This is a genomic window from Nostoc sp. CALU 546 (assembly GCF_048836525.1).
This window is the reverse complement of sequence record NZ_JAWJTF010000049.1, coordinates 45814-65274: the sequence shown is the minus strand read 5'-3', so window position 1 is coordinate 65274 and position 19461 is coordinate 45814. Positions and strand designations below refer to the sequence as shown.

The 19461-nt window shown below is 42.0% G+C and carries 16 protein-coding genes; 10 read left to right on the top strand and 6 right to left on the bottom strand.

Going from position 1 to position 19461, the window contains the following annotated elements:
• Positions 1-901 precede the first annotated feature (901 nt).
• From RRG12_RS22615 to RRG12_RS22600, 4 genes are all read left to right on the top strand, one after another.
• Entirely contained in the window at positions 902-3574 is a 2673-nt protein-coding gene (locus RRG12_RS22615) for a beta strand repeat-containing protein (protein WP_420760792.1), read from the top strand.
• Between the two features lie 332 nt (positions 3575-3906).
• Positions 3907-4713, top strand: coding sequence for a hypothetical protein (locus tag RRG12_RS22610; protein WP_420760791.1), 807 nt, complete (start codon positions 3907-3909; stop codon positions 4711-4713).
• Positions 4714-5180: 467 nt separating this feature from the next.
• Positions 5181-6410: an MFS transporter gene (locus tag RRG12_RS22605; RefSeq protein ID WP_069072730.1), complete on the top strand. Its 1230-nt coding sequence runs from the start codon at positions 5181-5183 to the stop codon at positions 6408-6410.
• A gap of 154 nt (positions 6411-6564) precedes the next feature.
• Entirely contained in the window at positions 6565-7542 is a 978-nt protein-coding gene (locus tag RRG12_RS22600; RefSeq protein ID WP_420760790.1) for a hypothetical protein, read from the top strand.
• A 191-nt stretch (positions 7543-7733) separates the two neighbouring features.
• Here the strand turns inward: RRG12_RS22600 and RRG12_RS22595 are convergent, their stop codons facing one another.
• Entirely contained in the window at positions 7734-9179 is a 1446-nt protein-coding gene (locus RRG12_RS22595) for a deoxyribodipyrimidine photo-lyase, 8-HDF type (protein WP_420760789.1), read from the bottom strand.
• 249 nt (positions 9180-9428) lie between these two features.
• Between RRG12_RS22595 and RRG12_RS22590 the strand changes: the two genes are divergently transcribed.
• Positions 9429-9983 (top strand): 1,2-dihydroxy-3-keto-5-methylthiopentene dioxygenase, encoded by a 555-nt coding sequence (locus RRG12_RS22590; RefSeq protein WP_069072727.1) that lies wholly within the window; start codon positions 9429-9431, stop codon positions 9981-9983.
• A gap of 60 nt (positions 9984-10043) precedes the next feature.
• Positions 10044-10322, top strand: a complete 279-nt coding sequence (locus RRG12_RS22585; RefSeq protein ID WP_420760788.1) for a hypothetical protein — start codon at positions 10044-10046, stop codon at positions 10320-10322.
• 21 nt (positions 10323-10343) lie between these two features.
• On the opposite strand, the gene RRG12_RS22580 is transcribed toward RRG12_RS22585, so the two are convergent.
• Complete coding sequence (locus RRG12_RS22580; RefSeq protein WP_069072725.1) at positions 10344-11141, bottom strand: hypothetical protein; 798 nt, start codon at positions 11139-11141, stop codon at positions 10344-10346.
• 387 nt (positions 11142-11528) lie between these two features.
• On the opposite strand from RRG12_RS22580, the gene RRG12_RS22575 reads away from it, so the two are divergent.
• Positions 11529-11975, top strand: coding sequence for a TOBE domain-containing protein (locus RRG12_RS22575; RefSeq protein WP_069072724.1), 447 nt, complete (start codon positions 11529-11531; stop codon positions 11973-11975).
• 146 nt (positions 11976-12121) lie between these two features.
• Here the strand turns inward: RRG12_RS22575 and RRG12_RS22570 are convergent, their stop codons facing one another.
• On the bottom strand, positions 12122-12247 hold the full coding sequence (locus RRG12_RS22570) for a TIGR03032 family protein (RefSeq protein ID WP_218107986.1): 126 nt from the start codon (positions 12245-12247) through the stop codon (positions 12122-12124).
• A 184-nt stretch (positions 12248-12431) separates the two neighbouring features.
• On the opposite strand from RRG12_RS22570, the gene RRG12_RS22565 reads away from it, so the two are divergent.
• From RRG12_RS22565 to ftsH4, 3 genes are all read left to right on the top strand, one after another.
• Complete coding sequence (locus RRG12_RS22565; protein ID WP_420760787.1) at positions 12432-13109, top strand: DsbA family oxidoreductase; 678 nt, start codon at positions 12432-12434, stop codon at positions 13107-13109.
• 445 nt (positions 13110-13554) lie between these two features.
• Positions 13555-13740: a DUF2949 domain-containing protein gene (locus RRG12_RS22560; protein ID WP_229554896.1), complete on the top strand. Its 186-nt coding sequence runs from the start codon at positions 13555-13557 to the stop codon at positions 13738-13740.
• Between the two features lie 94 nt (positions 13741-13834).
• Positions 13835-15700: an ATP-dependent zinc metalloprotease FtsH4 gene (gene ftsH4, locus RRG12_RS22555; RefSeq protein WP_420760786.1), complete on the top strand. Its 1866-nt coding sequence runs from the start codon at positions 13835-13837 to the stop codon at positions 15698-15700.
• A gap of 124 nt (positions 15701-15824) precedes the next feature.
• On the opposite strand, the gene RRG12_RS22550 is transcribed toward ftsH4, so the two are convergent.
• The 3 genes from RRG12_RS22550 to RRG12_RS22540 all read right to left on the bottom strand — a co-directional run bounded on the left by RRG12_RS22550 (position 15825) and on the right by RRG12_RS22540 (position 19103).
• Positions 15825-17024, bottom strand: coding sequence for an MFS transporter (locus RRG12_RS22550; protein ID WP_420760785.1), 1200 nt, complete (start codon positions 17022-17024; stop codon positions 15825-15827).
• A 308-nt stretch (positions 17025-17332) separates the two neighbouring features.
• Positions 17333-18505, bottom strand: coding sequence for a molybdopterin-synthase adenylyltransferase MoeB (gene moeB, locus RRG12_RS22545; protein ID WP_420760784.1), 1173 nt, complete (start codon positions 18503-18505; stop codon positions 17333-17335).
• 139 nt (positions 18506-18644) lie between these two features.
• Positions 18645-19103 (bottom strand): Mov34/MPN/PAD-1 family protein, encoded by a 459-nt coding sequence (locus RRG12_RS22540; protein WP_420760783.1) that lies wholly within the window; start codon positions 19101-19103, stop codon positions 18645-18647.
• Positions 19104-19461 lie beyond the last annotated feature (358 nt).

Below are 19461 nucleotides of genomic sequence, written 5' to 3'. Positions count from 1 at the left end.
TGACGCGCAGGCGTGGTTTTCGTGTGGCTGTTTTTGGGGAGTGCTGGTCCAGCGATCCATGTTATCTCTTTTTGAATAATAGGTTCGATAGTAAAGGTAAAAAAAACTCTATACTATGGACCCTTAAATATTGTCGTCTTATTCAACCAAAATCGGCTATCCACCCAACTCTTAGAGACGCTGAACCGCGGACGGTACAGGGGTGGGAGGGATAGCCGCCCGCCGATTTAGTCATTAGTCATTGGTGCTAATGACTAATGACTCGAAATCCTTCGGCTCCAAGCAGGGGGATGAGTTAATACTTTTCGATTAAAGGAGAAAAGTGAAAGGTAAAGGGTTTAAATTTACCTTTACCTGAAAGCCCATTAACCTTTCCCCAAACGAAAAGAGAGATTCTTGGGTTTATCGAACAGAATAAAGGCGTCAGTCGTCAGAATTCAGTTGGGTATTCTGTATGACTGGCGGTGCTTCGCAAGTTCGCGAGCGTCTTTATTCTGACTCCTGTTAGCGATAGCGGGGCGTTTAGCCCATTCTGACTTCTGAATTCTTCTTCAACCGAAAAGTATTGATGGTCTATTTACTATTAATGAATACTTTAAAAAAGTAAAACAACCTCAACCTATTCTCTTTACTTCAAATCACAATGAATTTGTAGTGTATAAGTCTTATATTTCATTTTTTTTCTAAAATTTCCGCCACAGAATACCCGCATTTTTAGTCCCTTGAACAAATTTCAATAATTTTCGTAAACAAGACTATTTTTCTCTCGCCAGATATATAAAAGACCATTACTTATGTTGAAGTATATTTCATCATAAATTCATAATTCCAGTGAATGTAATATGCGAGTATTACATTGCTCAGGCAAGCTTGATTTGCAAAACTATAAAGGTTATATATTATGTCCATTATTGTTGGTACTCCTAACAATGACTTTTTGGTGGGTACTAGTGGTGACGATCAAATTTCTGGTCGTGGAGGCGATGACAATATCTCTGGTGGTCTGGGAAATGACCTCATTGATGGTGGTGATGGTAATGACACGTTGGCTGGGAATGGCGGTAATGACACATTTAAGGGCAGTCGAGGTGACGACAGCATTAATGGCGCAGATGGTGAGGATACCGCAGACTACAGTAGCTTAGGTAGACGTATCACCTTGTCAGGTGTAGGGACAGTTGAAAAAGCTGGTGGTTTTGGAAAAGACCAACTCTTTCAAGTAGAAAAAGTAATTGCAGATGTCACTGTTGCCAACAACACTATAGATGCATCTCAATCTTTGTCTGGAGTACCTGCCGATGCTGACCTACAAGCCCAAACTATCTCTGCCCTCAATGTTCCTGGCTTAGGAACATTAACATTTAATGTAGTCAACTTTGATAATGTCATCGGCACAATTAACAATGACACCCTGAAGGGCGATAGCCAAAATAACCAATTAACTGGTCTTGCTGGTAATGACCTAATTGATGGTAGAGGTGGCAATGACAGCATTGATGGTGGACTGGGCAATGACACATTGTTTGGTGGTGCAGGTGATGACACCTTTAAAGGTGGTCAAGGCAACGACAGCATTAATGGTGGAGATGGTACGGATACCGCAGACTACAGCAAATTAGGTAAAACCATTACTCTCTCAGGCGTAGGGACAGTTACCAAAGCTGATGGATTAGGTAAAGACGAACTTTTTCAAGTAGAAAAGGTAATTGCTGATGCTAGCGTTGCCAACAACACTATAGATGCTTCCGCATCTTTAGCTGGTGTAGCTGCCAATGCTGACCTACAAGCCCAAACTATCTCTGCCCTTAACGTTCCTGGTTTGGGAACATTAACATTTAATGTAGTCAACTTTGATAATGTCATCGGCACAATTAACAATGACACCCTGAAAGGCGATAGCCAAAATAACCAATTAACTGGTCTTGCTGGTAATGACTTGATTGATGGTAGAGGTGGCAACGACCTGATTGATGGTGGACAAGGCCGTGACACCTTGTTAGGTGGTGCAGGTAATGACACCATTAAGGGTAGTCAGGGTAACGACAGCATTAATGGTGGAGTTGGTACAGATACCGTAGACTACAGCAAGCTGGGTCAAACCATTACTCTCTCAGAAGTAGGGACAGTTAAAAAAGCTGGCGGATTGGGTCAAGACACTCTATCTCAAGTAGAAAAGATTATTGCTGATGCTAGTGTTGCTAACAACACCATAGATGCTTCCGCATCTTTAGCTGGTGTATCGATCACGGCTAATCTACAAAGCCAAACTTTGACAGCCAATAACGTTCCTGGTCTGGGGACATTGCCATTTACTGTAGTCAACTTTGATGATGTCATTGGTACAAATGAAAGTGACTTCATTGCTGGTGATAGCCAAAGTAATAAATTAACTGGTCTTGCTGGTAATGACACATTTAAGGGCAGTCGAGGTAACGACAGCATTGATGGTGGAAAGGGCTTTGATACTGTAGACTACAGCAGCTTAGGTAGACGTATCACCTTGTCAGGTGTAGGGACAGTTGAAAAAGCTGGTGGTTTTGGAACAGACACAGTTTTTCAAGTAGAAAGGGTGATTGCTGATGCCAGTGTTGCCAACAACACTATAGATGCATCTCAATCTTTACTTGGAGTACCTGCCGATGCTGACCTACAAGCCCAAACTATCTCTGCCCTTAATGTTCCTAATTTAGGAACATTAACATTTAATGTAGTCAACTTTGTCAATGTCATCGGCACAATTAACAATGACACCCTGAAGGGCGATAGCCAAAATAACCAATTAACCGGTCTTGCTGGTAATGACCTGATTGATGGTAGGGGCGGCAATGACCTGATTGATGGTGGACTGGGCAATGACACATTGTTCGGTGGTGCAGGCGATGATACCTTCAAGGGCAGTCGAGGCAATGACAGCATTGATGGTGGAGATGGTACGGATACCGCAGACTACAGCAGACTGGGTAGAACCATCACCCTATCAGGTGTAGGGACAATTACCAAAGCTGGTGGATTTGGAACAGACCAAGTTTTGAAAGTAGAAACGGTTATTGCTGATGCTAGTGTTGCCAATAACACCATAGATTCCTCCCAATCTCTTGCTGGGGTATCTGTCATCGCTAACCTACAGGAGCAAACTATCTCTGCTCTTAACGTTCCTAGTCTAGGGACAATAACATTTAATGTACTCAACTTTGATAATCTCATTGGTACAAATGCAAGTGACAGCATTACTGGCGATAGCCAAAATAACCGGTTAGAAGGTAAAGATGGTAATGACACTATCTCCGCTGGCTTTGGTAATGACTCCATCATTGGTGGAGAAGGTAATGATGTTCTTAGCGGTGGTTTCGGTGCAGATAAGTTTATCTTCAACAGCCTCAAGGACGGTCTTGACACCATCAAAGATTACAATTTTGGTCAAAGTGACGTAATCCAAGTTTCTAAAACAGGGTTTGGTACTACTAGCCTCAGTGACTTTTCTTACAACAATACTAACGGTAATTTGTCTTTCCAAGGAACTCAGTTCGCCTTCCTTGAAAATCTCTCATCCGATTTGAGTATTCAGTTAGTCTAAAACTATTACTAGTCATAACTCAATGACAATTTAAAGCTTTTTAAGTTTGTTATGGAAGTACTGACTAGTAATTGATCAATAACAAATTGAGCGTGGTAGATACACAATTACTTGTGTGTTAACTAGGCTAAACCTGTGTTGCAAAAATGATGTTAGATTGTCAACTATTAACAGCTAGCTATCAACTAGTTTTTGCAACATAAACATTAAGCATACTAATTGTTTAATCTTCTTTAAGATTGGCATTACATTGCCTTGCTTTAGTGTTTATTTTTTGCATTTTGATGATATTATTTTTTTAACTAATTTAAAAGTAAGCTCTGTGTCATTGTATGATCAATCAGTTGTTTAAGTTTACTGTCAAATATTTACCAGCAATTACAGCTATAATAACTTTTCTTCCGTTACCAGCTAAAGCAGCTACATTTTTAGTAAATGAGCGTACTGATTTAGCTGGTAATGATGAAGTAGATTGGTTAAGTTTAGGTAAAGTCTTTAATCCTGTATCTCCTGATTTTTCTGCTTTTTTACCGAACTCTTTCTCAACAATATCTCAGGATGGTTTAGGGTTGGATATAAATATAGCTCCAACTAATAATCCTCAGGTTACTCCACCATTTGTCTTTCAAACTTTACCTCCTCCTGGTATTCGGACTAATTTCGCCCAAGGAGATTTTATTCTCTTCGGAGGTATAGACCCAACAGGTTTTATTCCTCTTCCTCCTGGGACTCCTGATCCTGGTACTTTGGGGAACGGCGGGCCTTTTAGCATTAGTTTTGACCAGCCTGTTTTTGGTGCTGGTACTCAGATAGCTGTAGACGTTAGTAATTTAGAAGTTGAAACTTTTATTAACGCTTTTGATAATGCCAATAACCTGTTGGGTAGTTTCTCAGTTCTGAGTACTTCGTCGCTAGCATTAGATAATTCAGCAGTGTTTTTGGGGATTCGTAGCGACACTCCAAACATCTCACGACTTGTTTTTAGTAGTTCTGCTCCACAATACGGCTTGGCCATTAATAAGTTAAGCATTATTGCAATTCCCGAACCGACTTATACCTTGGCGATATTAGCTTTTGGTGTTTCAGGTGCTATTTTAAAACGACGCCAACGCCTTGACAATTCCACAACGTCTAAATAGATTTAGTTTCATAAATTTAGGCGTTTCACAAATATAGGACTCTGATTTGATTGTTGAAAATATGCTGAGATTAAAAATACGATTTTATCCAGTTTTTATCTAAAACATTGTTCAACAATCAGATGTGATTCCTACACTCAAACTTATCTATGCATCTAAGTTCCATATACTTGTTATCTTTAACCAAATCAAAGTCAATGTCATACAAAGAATTAGAACACATCATAGACACTAAAATACAAAAAGCCATACGTAGACACGAGACTATAGTTGCTTTCATTAGTAGTATTATTGGTTTGATTTTTATAGTGGGTTTGTTCCATGCTATTTTGCTCAATCACAGTCAAATTAATGCATTCTGCTTGAACTGATTATTCAATTCAATGGATTTTTACGCTTAAGCTTTCCCTGATGTCCATAAAACTAATCCAAGTTACACATATTTTTTATAAAAGGGGATTGCACCTATGAATAGTAAAAATAATGGCAGGCCTATATTCGTCTTATTTTTGATTGTATTTATAGACTTGCTCGGTTTTGGAATTATCCTGCCGATACTGCCTTTGTATGCTGAACAATTCGGCGCACAACCTAATGAAGCGACTCTACTTGTAGCTATTTATTCTTTAATGCAGTTCTTATTTGCACCATTATGGGGCAGATTTAGCGATCGCTACGGTCGTCGTCCGATTTTATTACTCACTTTATTTGGTTCTGTAATAGCATACGCAGGGTTAGGCTTTGCCAACTCATTATGGATTTTGTTTTTCGCTCGTAGTCTGGCGGGGATTATGGCAGGGAATATCTCTACTGCTCAGGCGTACATCGCAGATATTACCACGCCAGTTAATCGCGCTCGTGGCATGGGCATAATCGGAGCAGCTTTTGGTCTTGGCTTCATTCTCGGCCCAGCAATCGGAGGTCTTTTAATCGGGTCAGATCCAGACAACGCTAACTTTCATCTACCGTCGTTGTTTGCAGCCGGATTATCTTTATTGGCATTGCTTTGTGCTTTGGTATTACTTCCAGAATCCCTAAATTCTGAGACTAGAGCCAAAATGCAAGCTAATCGCTACCGTCAACGGCGGCTGAACTTGCTACAAGTGTTGCAGCGTCCACAGTTTTGCGTGCTTGTTGGCATCTACTTTTTTGTTACCTTTGCTGTTGCAGCTATGGACTCTACATTAGCTTTATGGTCTAAGCACCAATTAAACTGGGGCCCTCAACAAACAAGTTATCTTTTTGCCTTCATGGGGATTGTCAGCACAATCATTCAAGGAGGACTCCTCGGATTTTTCAAGAAACAATTGGGTGAAATAAAGTTACTTACCTGGGGGATAGTAGGGTTAGGTTTAGGATTACTATTAATTGGATTAATTAGATTCTCACAAAGCTTAATTTTGTTGTTGGTCGCCACCACCCTTGTAGCATGGGGAATTAGTATTAGCCAACCAATATTAAACAGTCTGATTTCCCAGATGACAGCCCCAGAAGAACAAGGACAAATATTAGGAATTGCCAGTTCTTGCTCTGCTTTGGCACGCATCGGTGGCCCAATATGGGCGGGGGTTAGTTTTATGAAATTTGGTAGTTCTACTCCTTTTTTGAGTGGATTTTTAGTAATGCTAGTAGCTTTAGCTCTTAGTTTACGAGTTACTAAAAGTGCATCTGAATCAAACACAGAACGTATCGCCTGATAATTTAGGTATTAGAGGATCTCTTAAAAGTTATGGCTGATGTATCCAAAACTTTAGATCCTCCTAAATCCTCCTTAAAAAGGAGGACTTTGAGAAGGTTATTCCCCCTTTTTATTAAAAATTACGAATTACGAATTACGAATTACGAATTAATATGACAGGTCGCCGAGTATTGTTTTTAGGCATCTTTGTAAGCATCCTTCTCACCTACGCAATTTGGATCGGTGGGAGCATTCCTGCAAGCATCATCAAACTTCCTGATCAAGGATTAAATTGGTACTACTGGAAGCTTCCCCAACCAACTTTTTGGAGTCGAGCGACGGCTTGGGGTATGTACCTTGGGCATCAGTTTAGCATCTGGGCGTGTATTTTGTGGGCGCAGCGATCGCAGTTGAAATACAAATCAGCGTTGCACCCGATTAATTACCTCATGCTGGCCATTAATGGTGCATTCATTGCATTACACTTTCTCCAGACTTATATCTGGTACGATGCTCTAGCTCAAGATACTTCAATTTGGGCTTCTCAAGGTGCGGTTGTACTTCTACTGGTGTTCGTATTGATTTTAGAAACGCCTCGACGCGGTTTGTTTTTTGGCAATTCTGTTCCATTCCATCAACAGTTTTTGCAAATTATCAAGCTGTACCACGGCTACTTTTTCTCCTTCGCCGCTATCTATACCTTCTGGTATCATCCAATGGAAGCGACTTGGGGGCACTTAATTGGTTTTCTTTATATGTTCTTGCTTCTGCTCCAATCGTCGTTGATATTTAACCGCACCCATGTAAATCGTTGGTGGACATTTTCTTTGGAAATTACGGTGCTTTTACATAGTGTCATTGTGTCGTGGATGCTAGGACAAACCAAGTGGCCAACATTTCTCTTTGGTTTTCTCGGCATTATGGTGCTTACTCAGCTTCACGGTTTACCTCTAGGTATCTGGACTAAACGTACTATCTACGGAGCCTTTCTAGTGAGTGTACTGGCCGTTTATGCACTGACAGAACGCGGTTTGGGTAGAATTTACGAAATAACTTATATCCCTCTGATTGAGTTTGGGCTAGTTGGCGTAATTTACTTAATTTTCCTGCTGATCTTATGGACAATTTCTCGTTTACCTCTCAAGACATAATAATGATGCCCGTAAAAATATTTATATGTTTGTAGTAAGGACTTTAGTCCTTTCTCCGAGACGCTACGCGGTAAGCGCATTTATGCCCAAAAGGCTTTACAAAATCAGGACTCAAGTCCTGACTACAAACATTTTTAAAGAAGGTTGATTAACCGGACATACTATAAATAAACATTAAAAAACTCACAAATTTACTCACCACTACTAATATTTTTTCGTTGTTGATAACGCAGCTTAAACTGCTGTTGCTGTATTTTATGATCCACAATTGGGTCGGGATAGCCAACAGCATGACGTTCTAAAGGTGGAATTTTACCAGTAACTAAATATTCGGTATCTACAGACCGCAATTCTGATACCCATTGCCGAATATATTCCCCCTCTGGATCAAATTTTTGTGTTTGACTAGCTGGGTTAAAAATCCGCACAGGTTTCGGGTCCATACCACTAGAAGCACTCCATTGCCAACCGCCATTATTAGCAGATAAATCACCATCAATCAGCTTTTGCATAAAGTATTTTTCTCCCAATTGGGGATTAATTAGCAAGTCTTTGGTGAGGAAACTGGCGACAATCATCCGACAACGGTTATGCATCCAGCCACTTTCGTTTAACTGACGCATTGCTGCATCCACAATTGGGTAGCCAGTTCTTCCTTCACACCAAGCTTGGAAATGTTCTTCGTTTGTTTCCCAAGGAAAGTTCTTAAAGGTTTCACGGAAAGCACCATCAGCTAATTCGGGGAAGTTATACATTGCATGTTGATAAAACTCCCGCCAAGCTAATTCCTGCTGCCATGTGCGGATATTAACTGCTGTTTCCTCGCTGCGGCTATTTTCTAGTGCTTCTATGGTAGCTTGCCAAACGGTGCGAATGCCAATTACCCCAAATTTTAAAGCTGCACTCAGTTGTGATGTTCCATCAACTGCGGGAAAATTTCGCTGTTCTTGGTATTCAGTAATAGCTTTATTAGTAAATTCTTCTAATCGTTCTTGTGCCGCCGCTTCTCCCGGTGGAATAATCAATTGTTCATCCCAAATAAATCCTAAATCTTTTGCTGAAGGTAATGCGATCGCTCCTGCAAGTTTTGCAATTTTCTGTTCAGCTTCCGTTAACCCCTCAACATTTTGCAGTGTTTCTACTGGTTGAGCCTTCGGTTTAGTAATCCAATTTTTCCAGAAGGGTGTGTAAACGGTGTAAGGACTGTTACCACCAGTGCGGATTTCATCTGGGGAGTTGAGGATTTGATCCCAGTTTTGGTTAAGAAACTCAATGCCTTTTTCTTTGAGAGCATTTATAACAGTGCGATCGCGTTCTTGCGAATAAGGTTCTACATCCCAGTTCCAAAAAACAGCTTTAGCTGTTAAAGCCTCTGCTAAAGCTGGTATCGCTTGTACAGGATCAGCATGGAGGATTAATAACTGGCTACCAACTTGAGCATATCGCTCTTGGAGTTTCTGCAAACAGCCAATCATATAAGTTACTCTCACAGGAGCAACATCATCCCGTTCTAGAATATGCGGATCAAGGCAAAATACACCTACCACCTTCGGACTCCGCCGTTTTGCCGCAGCCAGTCCCGTATTATCAGAAATGCGTAAATCGCGCCGATGCCAAAACAGAATTAAGTCAGACATTTCATGCTGTATATAGTTCACCCGTACTAGCTTAGATGTTAGTGGTACCAATGAACATCATTCTGGCGATAAATTTATTCTGTGAATGGGCATTGGGCATTGGGCATTGGGAAAAGACTTATTGCAACTTCTCTCATTCCCCATTCCCCATTCCCCACTCCCCATTCCCCGGTTTGTCAGTCGGGAATAGTGGCTTATTAGCTCAAAGTTGAGTATACTCTTCTTAACAGTTAATTAGTCTTTTTGGTCATGGCTAACCTACTACTTGATGACGGTACGATTGAGAGCGATTTAGGCGAAATAGCTCGTGAACTTGCGCCTCTTGGCATTCAACTCAGACATTACGACCCAGGAACATCGCTCCTCTTTCCTAATCTGTTAGACCAGGCCGTTTTAACTGAGTCAGAGAAACGTTATTGTGTAGAACTCCATAACAGCGTCTTTGAATTTATTCAGCAAGAAAATGGCGCTCTCTGGTGTGACTTGCTAAACGTGCATCCAGGTTCCTTGAATCTTCACCACCTGATAACAACCTACGGCCGTTACCATACTCATCCTGCGGCTGAACCCCTCTACGTGTTGGCAGGAGAAATGATTTATGGCTTCGTGCGACCTGATGGTAGCCAGGTACAGCTTTTAGTTCAGGCACAAGACTATCTCTACATTCCCGCCGACGTTGAGCATTGGTGTAGCCCAACTGCATCGTTGAATTTCAAAGGGATACGCTATTTTGCGATCGCAGAAGGTTGGGTTCCTAATTATACAGGTACTCAAGTTAGTGATTCCCTCAATAAGCCGCGTTAAGGCTTATTTTATAATCGCAAACTGTGATGTTTATTACTTAATGCTTTAATTCAAAACTCAATGTCCATCGATAACGTTTGCCGCTATCTTTCAGAACAGTATCCCAAAAGCTTTGCCACCTGGTTGTTAGGTAGAACCCCAGCAGACGTTAAAGACCTTAAAACTGAGTTGAGCGTTGAGCCAGTTCATCGCTTCCGTTCAATTCGGATTTGGGAGCAAGACCCCACTCCTTTGCTAGCGTCTGTTGGTCTTCTACCCTTAGCAGTTCTGGCGCGAACAGATTCCCCTGAATCCTTGCGATTTCTCGACAGCAGCCGACTTGATAAACTGGTTAAATAATGTTATGTAGGGCTGAAAAATTCACTCAACTTCCTCACAGAGAATTAACAGTTTTTCCATCGCCTCTGCTAAAGAAATCAATTCTATCCAAGAGGAACCACTAACTAGATTTTGGGCGTGAGCTAATCGGTTTCGCAACTGTTCAGCAGACTTGAGGAAGCGTTCACCAAAACGTTTGGACTTTAATCCTAGTTGTTCGAGAAGTTCTGGCTGATTTAAAATCAACTCTCGCTTATCACAGAATTGCAGATAATCTAACAAATCGGTAGCTTCGTTTCTTTCTTGGCTTTCTCGCCATAGCCGTTGAGCAACTTCTAAGCGTTCAGGTTTGAGGACTTTTTGCCAAGAATCTTGGGGATAGTAAATCCGCACCAGCCGCAGCAAATTCATTTCTAGCAGCGTTACCAAGCCAAACAGTAACATTCTTACGGGTGCTTTCTGCAAGTCGCCACAGGTAACAATACCACTTACCTGATTGCAGTCCAAGACAAATAATCGCGGAGTTTGTTGCAAAATGGGTAGCAACTTCATGAGTGGGGTGGAAATGGCAATTAGTTCTTTTGGATGAAACACCCGTTGATAGTCGCTACATTTGCCTTCTTTGCCTGGAATCAAGCTAGAGCGTTCTACATAACCGCTAATAATATCTCCCGTCTCAACGCCGATAACATCAAAATTCTGTGCCTGCATCCAATGCAGCACTTCTTTCGCCTCCGCATCAGCTGGCATAGCTTTCAGGGGTTCTGCCACGTATTCAATGGTGATATTGTTCTCGAATAAACTCCGCAGGTCTTGAGAGCGCGATTTTAGGTGTTTCATCCCCCGGCTGTGAACTCACGTTAAATAATCCTACGGCACTCACGCAATGTCTGCGACGTGCTACGCCTACGCCAGCAGAATTTTCTGCTAGATTTCCTTGCATAGACCTAGCCCACTGTAGGCATCGCTATCCCAACAAATACCATAGAGTCATGTTATACCATCTTAGTTGGTAGTGTTTAGTGCTGATTTAGACAATTTCAAGTAACAAAATATTTCGCATCTAGAAAAAAATAAATATATATGTAGTTAACTATATGAGATTAGTTAATTAATTTGCGGTAAAAATGCCGAAAATCTTGAAAAAAAAATGTTATTACTAAAACCACATATAGAATTGATACTTGGTAGAATTTTACCAAGATAACCAAAATTGATAATATTATTATGCCAAGAAAAGAACAAGGATGGGTTACATTTCAGACTTCAGAGGACGAGCGGAAGATTCTAGAGGAGTTCTGCGAACACTCTCAACGCACCAAGACTGAGATTCTGCGGGAACTTGTGCGTAGTCTCACTCAGCACTCCTCAACACCAATATCACCACCAACTCAGCAGGAAAAACAGGAAGATATCTATTACACTCAAAAGCCTGACATAGAAAGTAGTATTCAAAAGAAATCACTAAAAGTTAGCTCTCGCAATATTCTTAAAGGTGTGGTTAAACGAGTTGTTTATGGAGCCGTTAATAGTGAGGTAACTCTGGAGATTATTCATAAAGTAGAATTAACCTCAATTATCACTAGAGCTTCCGCAGAAGAGTTGGAACTATCTGAGGGAAAAGAAGCTTATGCAGTCATTAAATCTAACGATATTGTGATTGCTAGAGAATAGAAATACTTAATTTTAGGCATTGGCTATTAATTTTTGATTCTGGAGAACTGCGAGAGAAATTGAGTGTATGTAGTTGATGCGATGTCTAGGTTGGGCTATTCGGCATCGCAGATTCAAAGGAAGTATAAAACTGGAACTAGACTGCCTCAAAATCCACTATTGCTACCAAAGACCATGTCGCAAGGTCTTGTTGTGCTGGGCTGAGAAATCTCCACGATCGCAAAGTCGCCATGAAATGCACAACCACGCATAGCCTTCAAAAATTGATCCATTGTTCAATTTCATAGATTTGCAGATTAGAGATAAGAGGATGTTTATAAATCAAATATTAAGGTATATTTGGTGCGTTACGACCGAATCATATTTTCTCTCAAAATCATATACCGTCGTCAGTCTAACACACCCTACTATAAATTTTATCTTTATTTTATAAACACTATCTAAGGATGAAGTGATATGGAACCGATTCGTATTTTTTACTTTTCCGATGTTCTCTGCGTTTGGGCTTATATTGCTCAGATTCGTTTGGATGAGTTGACAACAACCTTTGAAGACAAGATTGCGATCGCACAGCACTTTGTCCCCGTCTTTGGTGTTGCTCGTGAAAAACTGGAAAACCGATGGCGCGATCGCGGTGGATTGCAAGGATACAGCAATCATGTTCAAGAGGTTGTGAAAAAGTTCGATCACATCACCGTTCATCCTGATATTTGGACTCACGTTACACCATTTTCATCGACATCTTGTCATTTGTTTCTCCATGCGATTCAATTACTAGAAACGAAGGGTTTAGTAGAGCGAAATCAACAGGTATTTGAAAAAGCAACCTGGGCATTTCGGGAGGCGTTTTTTACTCAACTGGCAAACATTTCTGACCGCAAGGTGCAATTTGGAATTGCGGAGGAGTTAAGACTGCCGATCGCAGCTATCGAAGCTCAAATCGATAGTGGTGAGGCTTATGCCAAGCTATCCCAGGATTTTGAATTAGTCAAAGAGCATACAGTTACAGTCAGCCCCACCCTAATTTTTAATGAAGGACGGCAGAGACTCAACGGCAATGTGGGCTATCGGGTCATCGAAGCCAATATTCGGGAGTTACTGCACAATCCGCCGGGAGAACAATCCTGGTGTTAGGGATATTGCCTTATGGAAGAGGATATGGGATTTCTCTTTGTGTCTCATAATATCTGCCTTTTTTGTAACAGCGTTTTCTTCAGCAAAATTTTCTTATTTCTAGTAGGCATCTCCAGAAATTAAATATGCGATATCCAGAACCCTTGTAGAGACGTAGCACTGCTACGTCTCTACATTCATTTTCGGAGATGTCCAGTGGTGTTAACTCTTTGAGTACGGTAAACCGTATTTGCTCGTTAGTTCCCAAAGATTAATTTAATTGTTAAGTTTAGTTACATAAATAAAAAAAGCTGCACCCGTTGCCAGATAGGAGAAATTATGAAAAGCGTTAGTATCCTTAACAATCGAGACAAACTGAGCCACTTTGCGGTGTAGGCTGGAAAATACATCACACAAGTCAAGCTCTCTCAGAAATAAAGCTTATTTAACATTATTTAACATTGCGATGAAAGCTACAGATCAATTGGTGCATTTTTTAAAAGAAGAGTTGGGTATTCCTGGTGGAGCAATTTCTCTTGCTTTGCGACATTGTGAGCAGACTCCCAACTTTCTGGCCATGACCCTCTGGCAATATGGGCTGGTAACACTAGATCAGTTAGCCCAAATTTTTGATTGGTTGGAAACAGTATAATTTGCGGTTTTAACTATTCGGGTGCTAAATATTGGACTTTTTGTGAAAGTCACATTCTCAACAATTTTCATTCTAAGGATTGGTTACAACATTTATGGCAATTAAAGAACAGCCTAAGTCACCTCGGTTTCGGATCATCGCTAATATATTACTGGCAGTATCAGGACTATTCCTGCTCTTAAATTTATTTTTGCCTGGTTTATTTGCTTCTGGCCCTACTGGTGTTCCCTATAGCTTATTCATTCATCAAGTCCAAGAAGGGGAAGTCAACCGCGTTTCTGTCGGTCAAAATCAGATCCTCTACGAACTAAAAACAGAAAACGCCGAACCAGGCCCGGTGTTTGCAACTACACCAATCTTTGATTTAGAGTTACCCAAACTGCTAGAAGAAAAGGGAGTTGAGTTCGCCGCTACACCTCCACCCAAGAATACTTGGATTACAACCCTCTTGAGTTGGGTGATTCCACCACTGATTTTTATTGGTATTTGGCAATTCTTTCTCGCCCGTGGTGGTGGCGGTGGCCCTCAAGGTGCGCTTTCTATTGGTAAGAGCAAAGCTAAGGTTTACGTTGAAGGCGAATCAGCTAAAATCACTTTTGCAGATGTGGCTGGAGTCGAAGAAGCGAAAACTGAGTTAGTGGAAATTGTAGATTTCCTCAAGACTCCGGCACGGTTTACGCAAATTGGCGCTAGGATTCCCAAAGGTGTGCTGTTAGTTGGCCCTCCTGGTACTGGTAAGACACTTTTAGCGAAAGCCGTAGCAGGAGAAGCAGGAGTTCCATTCTTTAGTATTTCTGGCTCCGAGTTTGTAGAATTGTTTGTCGGCGTTGGTTCTTCCAGAGTCCGGGATTTGTTTGAGCAAGCTAAAAAACAGGCTCCCTGTATTGTATTCATTGATGAGTTAGATGCGATCGGTAAATCTCGTAGCAGTAACGGCTTCTATGGCGGTAATGATGAGCGAGAACAGACCCTCAACCAATTACTAACAGAGATGGACGGGTTTGCGGCCGGCGATGCAACGGTGATTGTCCTAGCAGCTACCAACCGTCCCGAAAGCCTTGACTCTGCATTGCTGCGTCCAGGTCGCTTTGACCGCCAAGTATTGGTAGACCGTCCCGATTTATCCGGTCGTGAAGCAATTCTCAAGATTCACGCTCAAAAGGTAAAATTAGGAGATGATGTAGATTTAAGAGCGATCGCTACTCGTACCCCTGGTTTTGCTGGTGCAGATTTGGCAAACTTGGTAAATGAAGCAGCATTATTAGCAGCTCGCAATCTCCGTCAAAGTGTTGCTCAAGAGGACTTCGCCGAAGCAATTGAGCGGGTAGTCGCCGGTTTAGAGAAAAAGAGCCGCGTGATGAACGAGACTGAGAAAAAGATTGTTGCATACCATGAAGTTGGTCACGCAATGGTCGGGGCGCTAACCACAGGAAACGGACGTGTAGAAAAGATTTCGATTATTCCCCGTGGGATGGCTGCTTTGGGCTACACTCTGCAATTACCAACTGAAGACCGCTTTTTGATGAATGAAGAGGAACTGCGGGGTCAGATTGCAACTCTATTAGGTGGACGTTCCGCCGAAGAGATTGTGTTTAACAGCATTACAACAGGTGCTTCCAACGATTTGCAACGAGCAACTGACTTGGCAGAACGGATGGTAACATCTTATGGGATGAGCAAAGTCTTAGGGCCATTAGCTTACCAACAAGGACAACAATCGATGTTTTTGGGTAATGGTGGGGCTAATCCCCGACGGGCGGTAAGTGAAGACACATCCAAAGCCATTGATAGCGAAGTCAAGGAAATCGTGGAAACAGCCCACGAGCAAGCCCTAGAGATTCTTAGACAGAATAGAGACTTGCTAGAAGCGATCGCAACTCAACTCTTGGAAACAGAAGTCATTGAAGGCGAAAAACTGCACGATTTGTTGAGTCAGGTTAAACCCGTAACTAATTCGTAATTCGTAATGACGCTCGCGGACTCGCTACCGCTACGCTAACGTAATTCGTAATGGGCTTTGCCACGCTACGCTAACGTAATTCCTACACAGAGGGACGCAGAGTAAAACTTTGCGTCCTTTTGCGTTAAACCTGTGCGTTCTTCTGCGTTTCAGAAATGCCACTCACAATAATGCAAACACCAGCTAACAAAAATGCCAATGCACCGCCAACTGCACCAATCAAAGGTGTTATTGCTTGCGGTTGGGGAAATATGACGCCAAACAAACTCATGGCTAAAGCGAAGCCACCAAAATACATCCCAATTCCTAATCCCACCCATCGCTGAGGTACTAGTCCTAAAGCAAAAGGAATTGCCCCATTGACAATTAAACTAAAGCCAGCAACGATTAATATAATTATTGGAATTTGTGCGCCTACAGATATCATTATCAATAACGAGGGAATGATTGCACAGATCCCACAAAGCATTGCTTGACTATTACCAATTTTGACTGCGAAGATTCCTGCTGGTATGCTGGCAATTGCGATCGCTAATCCGATCCATACCATCAGCACATCAATGTTATCAGTATTTAGTTGAGTCTTCAGTACTTTACCTAAAACATCAAAGAGAAATCGGATGCCCCACGCGACACCGAAACCAGTTCCTAAAATCAACGCCAATTTCTGTAACGGCAACTTTACTGTTTCTGCTTGATGTCTATCCACTGGTGCTTCTGGGGGATTGACTAACCGCAACACAGCCGCCGCACCTAGCATGACGAAGGAACCGATCGCAAAGGTATAAACTGGCCCTAAACTCAGAATAAACTTGTTGCTTATCGGTCTAAAAGCCCCAATCGCGCCACCTGCCAAAGTGACAAAACTTACTGCTAAAGGTAACTGGGCTGGTGTCGAATACATTCCTAATAGGCACATCGCTGGAGAGCGAAATATTGTCATTGCTAATGCCCAAGCTACTAATACTATAGGTAAGAGCGATCGCATCACGGTAGTAGGTGGGATAAAACTCACAACGCATGGTATGGCAATAAACAAAGCCGATGCAAGAATCATACCTACTGAGATGAAGGGAAACCGAGTTCCTACCCAGCGCCTAGCTTGATCTGAAAGTCCGCCCATCAAGGGTTCCAGCACTGCACCCAAGGCATTTTCGACTATCACCAAGCCAACTGCCAATGAGGCAGGAAAACCAAACTGAGTCAAAAGTTGTGGCAAATATATATTATAAATTAACCACGAAAGCGTAATTGCTCCCTGCACTGCTGCCAACACCCAAACTTGCACCCATAAAATATTGAAATGAGATTTTGAGGTAGTCAAGTCGCTTCGCTCCAATTAAAAATTAAAAATTATTAATTAAAAATTTCAAGATGCTTTCTACGAGACCCTGCGCCTAGCTTGCTTCTTTGCAGAAGTAGGTGGTCTCGCTAACACTAGGCTATCTATCTATTGTTAGCTCTATAGCAAAATTAATTAATTAAAAATAGAATAATTTTTAATTTTTAACTTTTAATTCCAAAAAGATCATTAGGAGATGGGAAGTGGGGACTTAAACCGCAAACTCGCTCTGCTCAAGGCAGAAAACAGAGGCTAGTATTCCTCCTGCCTCCTGCCTCCTGCCTCTCTTTTTAATACTCTGGAACTGAGGGATCGATTTCTCGACTCCAAGCGGTAATTCCGCCTTTGACATTCGTCCCGACAATCCCGGCTTCCTTGAGAATGGCGAGGGCTTTTGCCGATCGCCCGCCCATCTTACAATGAGCAATTAAACGATGCCCGTTCAATATTTCCTTTACCTTGGCAACGCCATTCCCATTTTCAATGTCTGGTAAGGGCACCAACACTGAACCAGGAATCTTGGCAATTTCGTACTCATTGGGGTTGCGGACATCCAGCAGTACAAAATCTTTTGCACCACTATCCAGCAATTCCTTCAAATCCTTAACGGTCATTTCTTGACTTTCCATCTGCTGTTTTGCCTCCTCTGCCTTAGCTTGTGGAATTCCGCAGAATTCTTCGTAGTCTACCAGCTTTTCAATCACTGGGCGAATCGGGTTAGGACGCAGTTTCAACTCCCTAAATTTCATATCTAAGGCGTTGTATAACAACAATCGTCCATTGAGAGTGTTACCTTGTCCCAGAACAATTTTGACAGCTTCGGTTGCTTGAATTAAACCAATAATTCCTGGCAAAATTCCTAATACGCCACCTTCTGCACAGGAGGGAACCATTCCTGGTGGTGGTGGTTCTGGGAAAAGGTCACGATAATTCGGCCCACCTTCGTAGTTAAATACAGTAGCTTGCCCTTCAAAGCGTAAAATTGAACCGTAGACGTTGGGCTTATTCAGCAATACGCAAGCGTCGTTAACTAGATATCTGGTGGGGAAGTTATCAGTACCATCCACCACGATATCGTAAGGTTGAAGGATTTCCAGAGCGTTTTCAGAAGTCAGACGAGTTTCGTATAAATCAACCTGACAATAGGGGTTAATCTCGTGAATGCGGTTTTTTGCCGATTCAATTTTGGGTTTACCCACCCAAGATGTCCCGTGGATTACTTGGCGTTGCAGATTAGAAGTATCGACAACATCGAAATCGACAATCCCGATGCGTCCAATACCCGCCGCCGCCAGATATAAAAGTAGTGGTGAACCTAGTCCACCTGTACCGATACACAATACACTGGCGGCTTTCAGGCGTTTCTGTCCTTCTAGTCCCACTTCCGGTAAAATCAGGTGTCGGGAGTAGCGTTCGTAATCGTCTTTGGTCAACTGGATTTCATCCAGATTGGGGTTGAGCATAGCAGTTATGATCTGGGAGAGCGGAATATTATCCTATCGAAAAACTGTATCTGTTATGGAGATGTCTAGTGGGGAAGATGAATTTTCATCCGTGGTAGCGGCTAAAACCGTTACGAGTGAATGTCTTTAAACTAAACAGTTAAATTATATTTTCAATTTCCTCTGCTTGGAACTGATAAGTATCATCAAGGCTCCAGCTTTGAAGTTCTCCAGCTTTACCGTTTTGGACGGAAACTATTATATACGAGTATCCTTGCCAAGCATATAGGCGATCGCATTCTGAAGGGATAGCAGGGTGATCTGGATGGGAGTGGAAAATGCCGATGATATTCAGTGAGCGATCGCGTGCTTCCTTTTGTGTTTTTAGCATAACTTCGGGTGCGATCGTATATTGCCGTCTTTTACTTTCTGTGGTGTGTTCCCCTGGAAACTCAGCAACCGCTTCGGTATTCCAAGCATTTTCTGTTGGCATGACTTCTACCACAGTTTTGCCCTCATTAACCAAATAGCCCAGAATTATACCACAGCACTCATCTGGGTAAGTGCTTTCGGCATGGCTGCGGATGGTTTGCAAGTGTTCTTGGCTAAATCTGATCATCTCTGCGTTTGTAATTTTGGTAAGCGATCGCGATTATTGCACAGGCATTTTAAGATATAACCTAGCCATCATGATCATAGTTTAGCTGTAGACGAATCCAGGCATCGCAGCCTTCAAAAAGGACAATATGTATTAGGTAGGCGTTGCTGAATCAAGGGATGATTCTTGTAGGGTGGGCGTCTCACCCATTGGTGTCAACTTAACGCGAAACCGCACGTCCGCCAGGGATTGTAAATCCCTGTCTCATCGCTAAAGTCCTCTGAAGAAGACTTTAGAGCGCAAAAATTTTCAGTCTACTTCAGTAGACTTGAGCAATTAGTCAGGGATTTACAATCCCTGGCGGGTGAACAACACCCAA

Bases quoted from the DNA above. Each gene is read 5' to 3' on its own strand.
- RRG12_RS22615 (WP_420760792.1), top strand. From the start codon at position 902: ATGTCCATTATTGTTGGTACTCCTAACAATGACTTTTTGGTGGGTACT.
- RRG12_RS22610 (WP_420760791.1), top strand. From the start codon at position 3,907: ATGATCAATCAGTTGTTTAAGTTTACTGTCAAATATTTACCAGCAATT.
- RRG12_RS22605 (WP_069072730.1), top strand. From the start codon at position 5,181: ATGAATAGTAAAAATAATGGCAGGCCTATATTCGTCTTATTTTTGATT.
- RRG12_RS22600 (WP_420760790.1), top strand. From the start codon at position 6,565: ATGACAGGTCGCCGAGTATTGTTTTTAGGCATCTTTGTAAGCATCCTT.
- RRG12_RS22595 (WP_420760789.1), bottom strand. From the start codon at position 9,179: ATGTCTGACTTAATTCTGTTTTGGCATCGGCGCGATTTACGCATTTCT.
- RRG12_RS22590 (WP_069072727.1), top strand. From the start codon at position 9,429: ATGGCTAACCTACTACTTGATGACGGTACGATTGAGAGCGATTTAGGC.
- RRG12_RS22585 (WP_420760788.1), top strand. From the start codon at position 10,044: ATGTCCATCGATAACGTTTGCCGCTATCTTTCAGAACAGTATCCCAAA.
- RRG12_RS22580 (WP_069072725.1), bottom strand. From the start codon at position 11,141: ATGAAACACCTAAAATCGCGCTCTCAAGACCTGCGGAGTTTATTCGAG.
- RRG12_RS22575 (WP_069072724.1), top strand. From the start codon at position 11,529: ATGCCAAGAAAAGAACAAGGATGGGTTACATTTCAGACTTCAGAGGAC.
- RRG12_RS22570 (WP_218107986.1), bottom strand. From the start codon at position 12,247: ATGGATCAATTTTTGAAGGCTATGCGTGGTTGTGCATTTCATGGCGAC.
- RRG12_RS22565 (WP_420760787.1), top strand. From the start codon at position 12,432: ATGGAACCGATTCGTATTTTTTACTTTTCCGATGTTCTCTGCGTTTGG.
- RRG12_RS22560 (WP_229554896.1), top strand. From the start codon at position 13,555: ATGAAAGCTACAGATCAATTGGTGCATTTTTTAAAAGAAGAGTTGGGT.
- ftsH4 (WP_420760786.1), top strand. From the start codon at position 13,835: ATGGCAATTAAAGAACAGCCTAAGTCACCTCGGTTTCGGATCATCGCT.
- moeB (WP_420760784.1), bottom strand. From the start codon at position 18,505: ATGCTCAACCCCAATCTGGATGAAATCCAGTTGACCAAAGACGATTAC.
- RRG12_RS22540 (WP_420760783.1), bottom strand. From the start codon at position 19,103: ATGATCAGATTTAGCCAAGAACACTTGCAAACCATCCGCAGCCATGCC.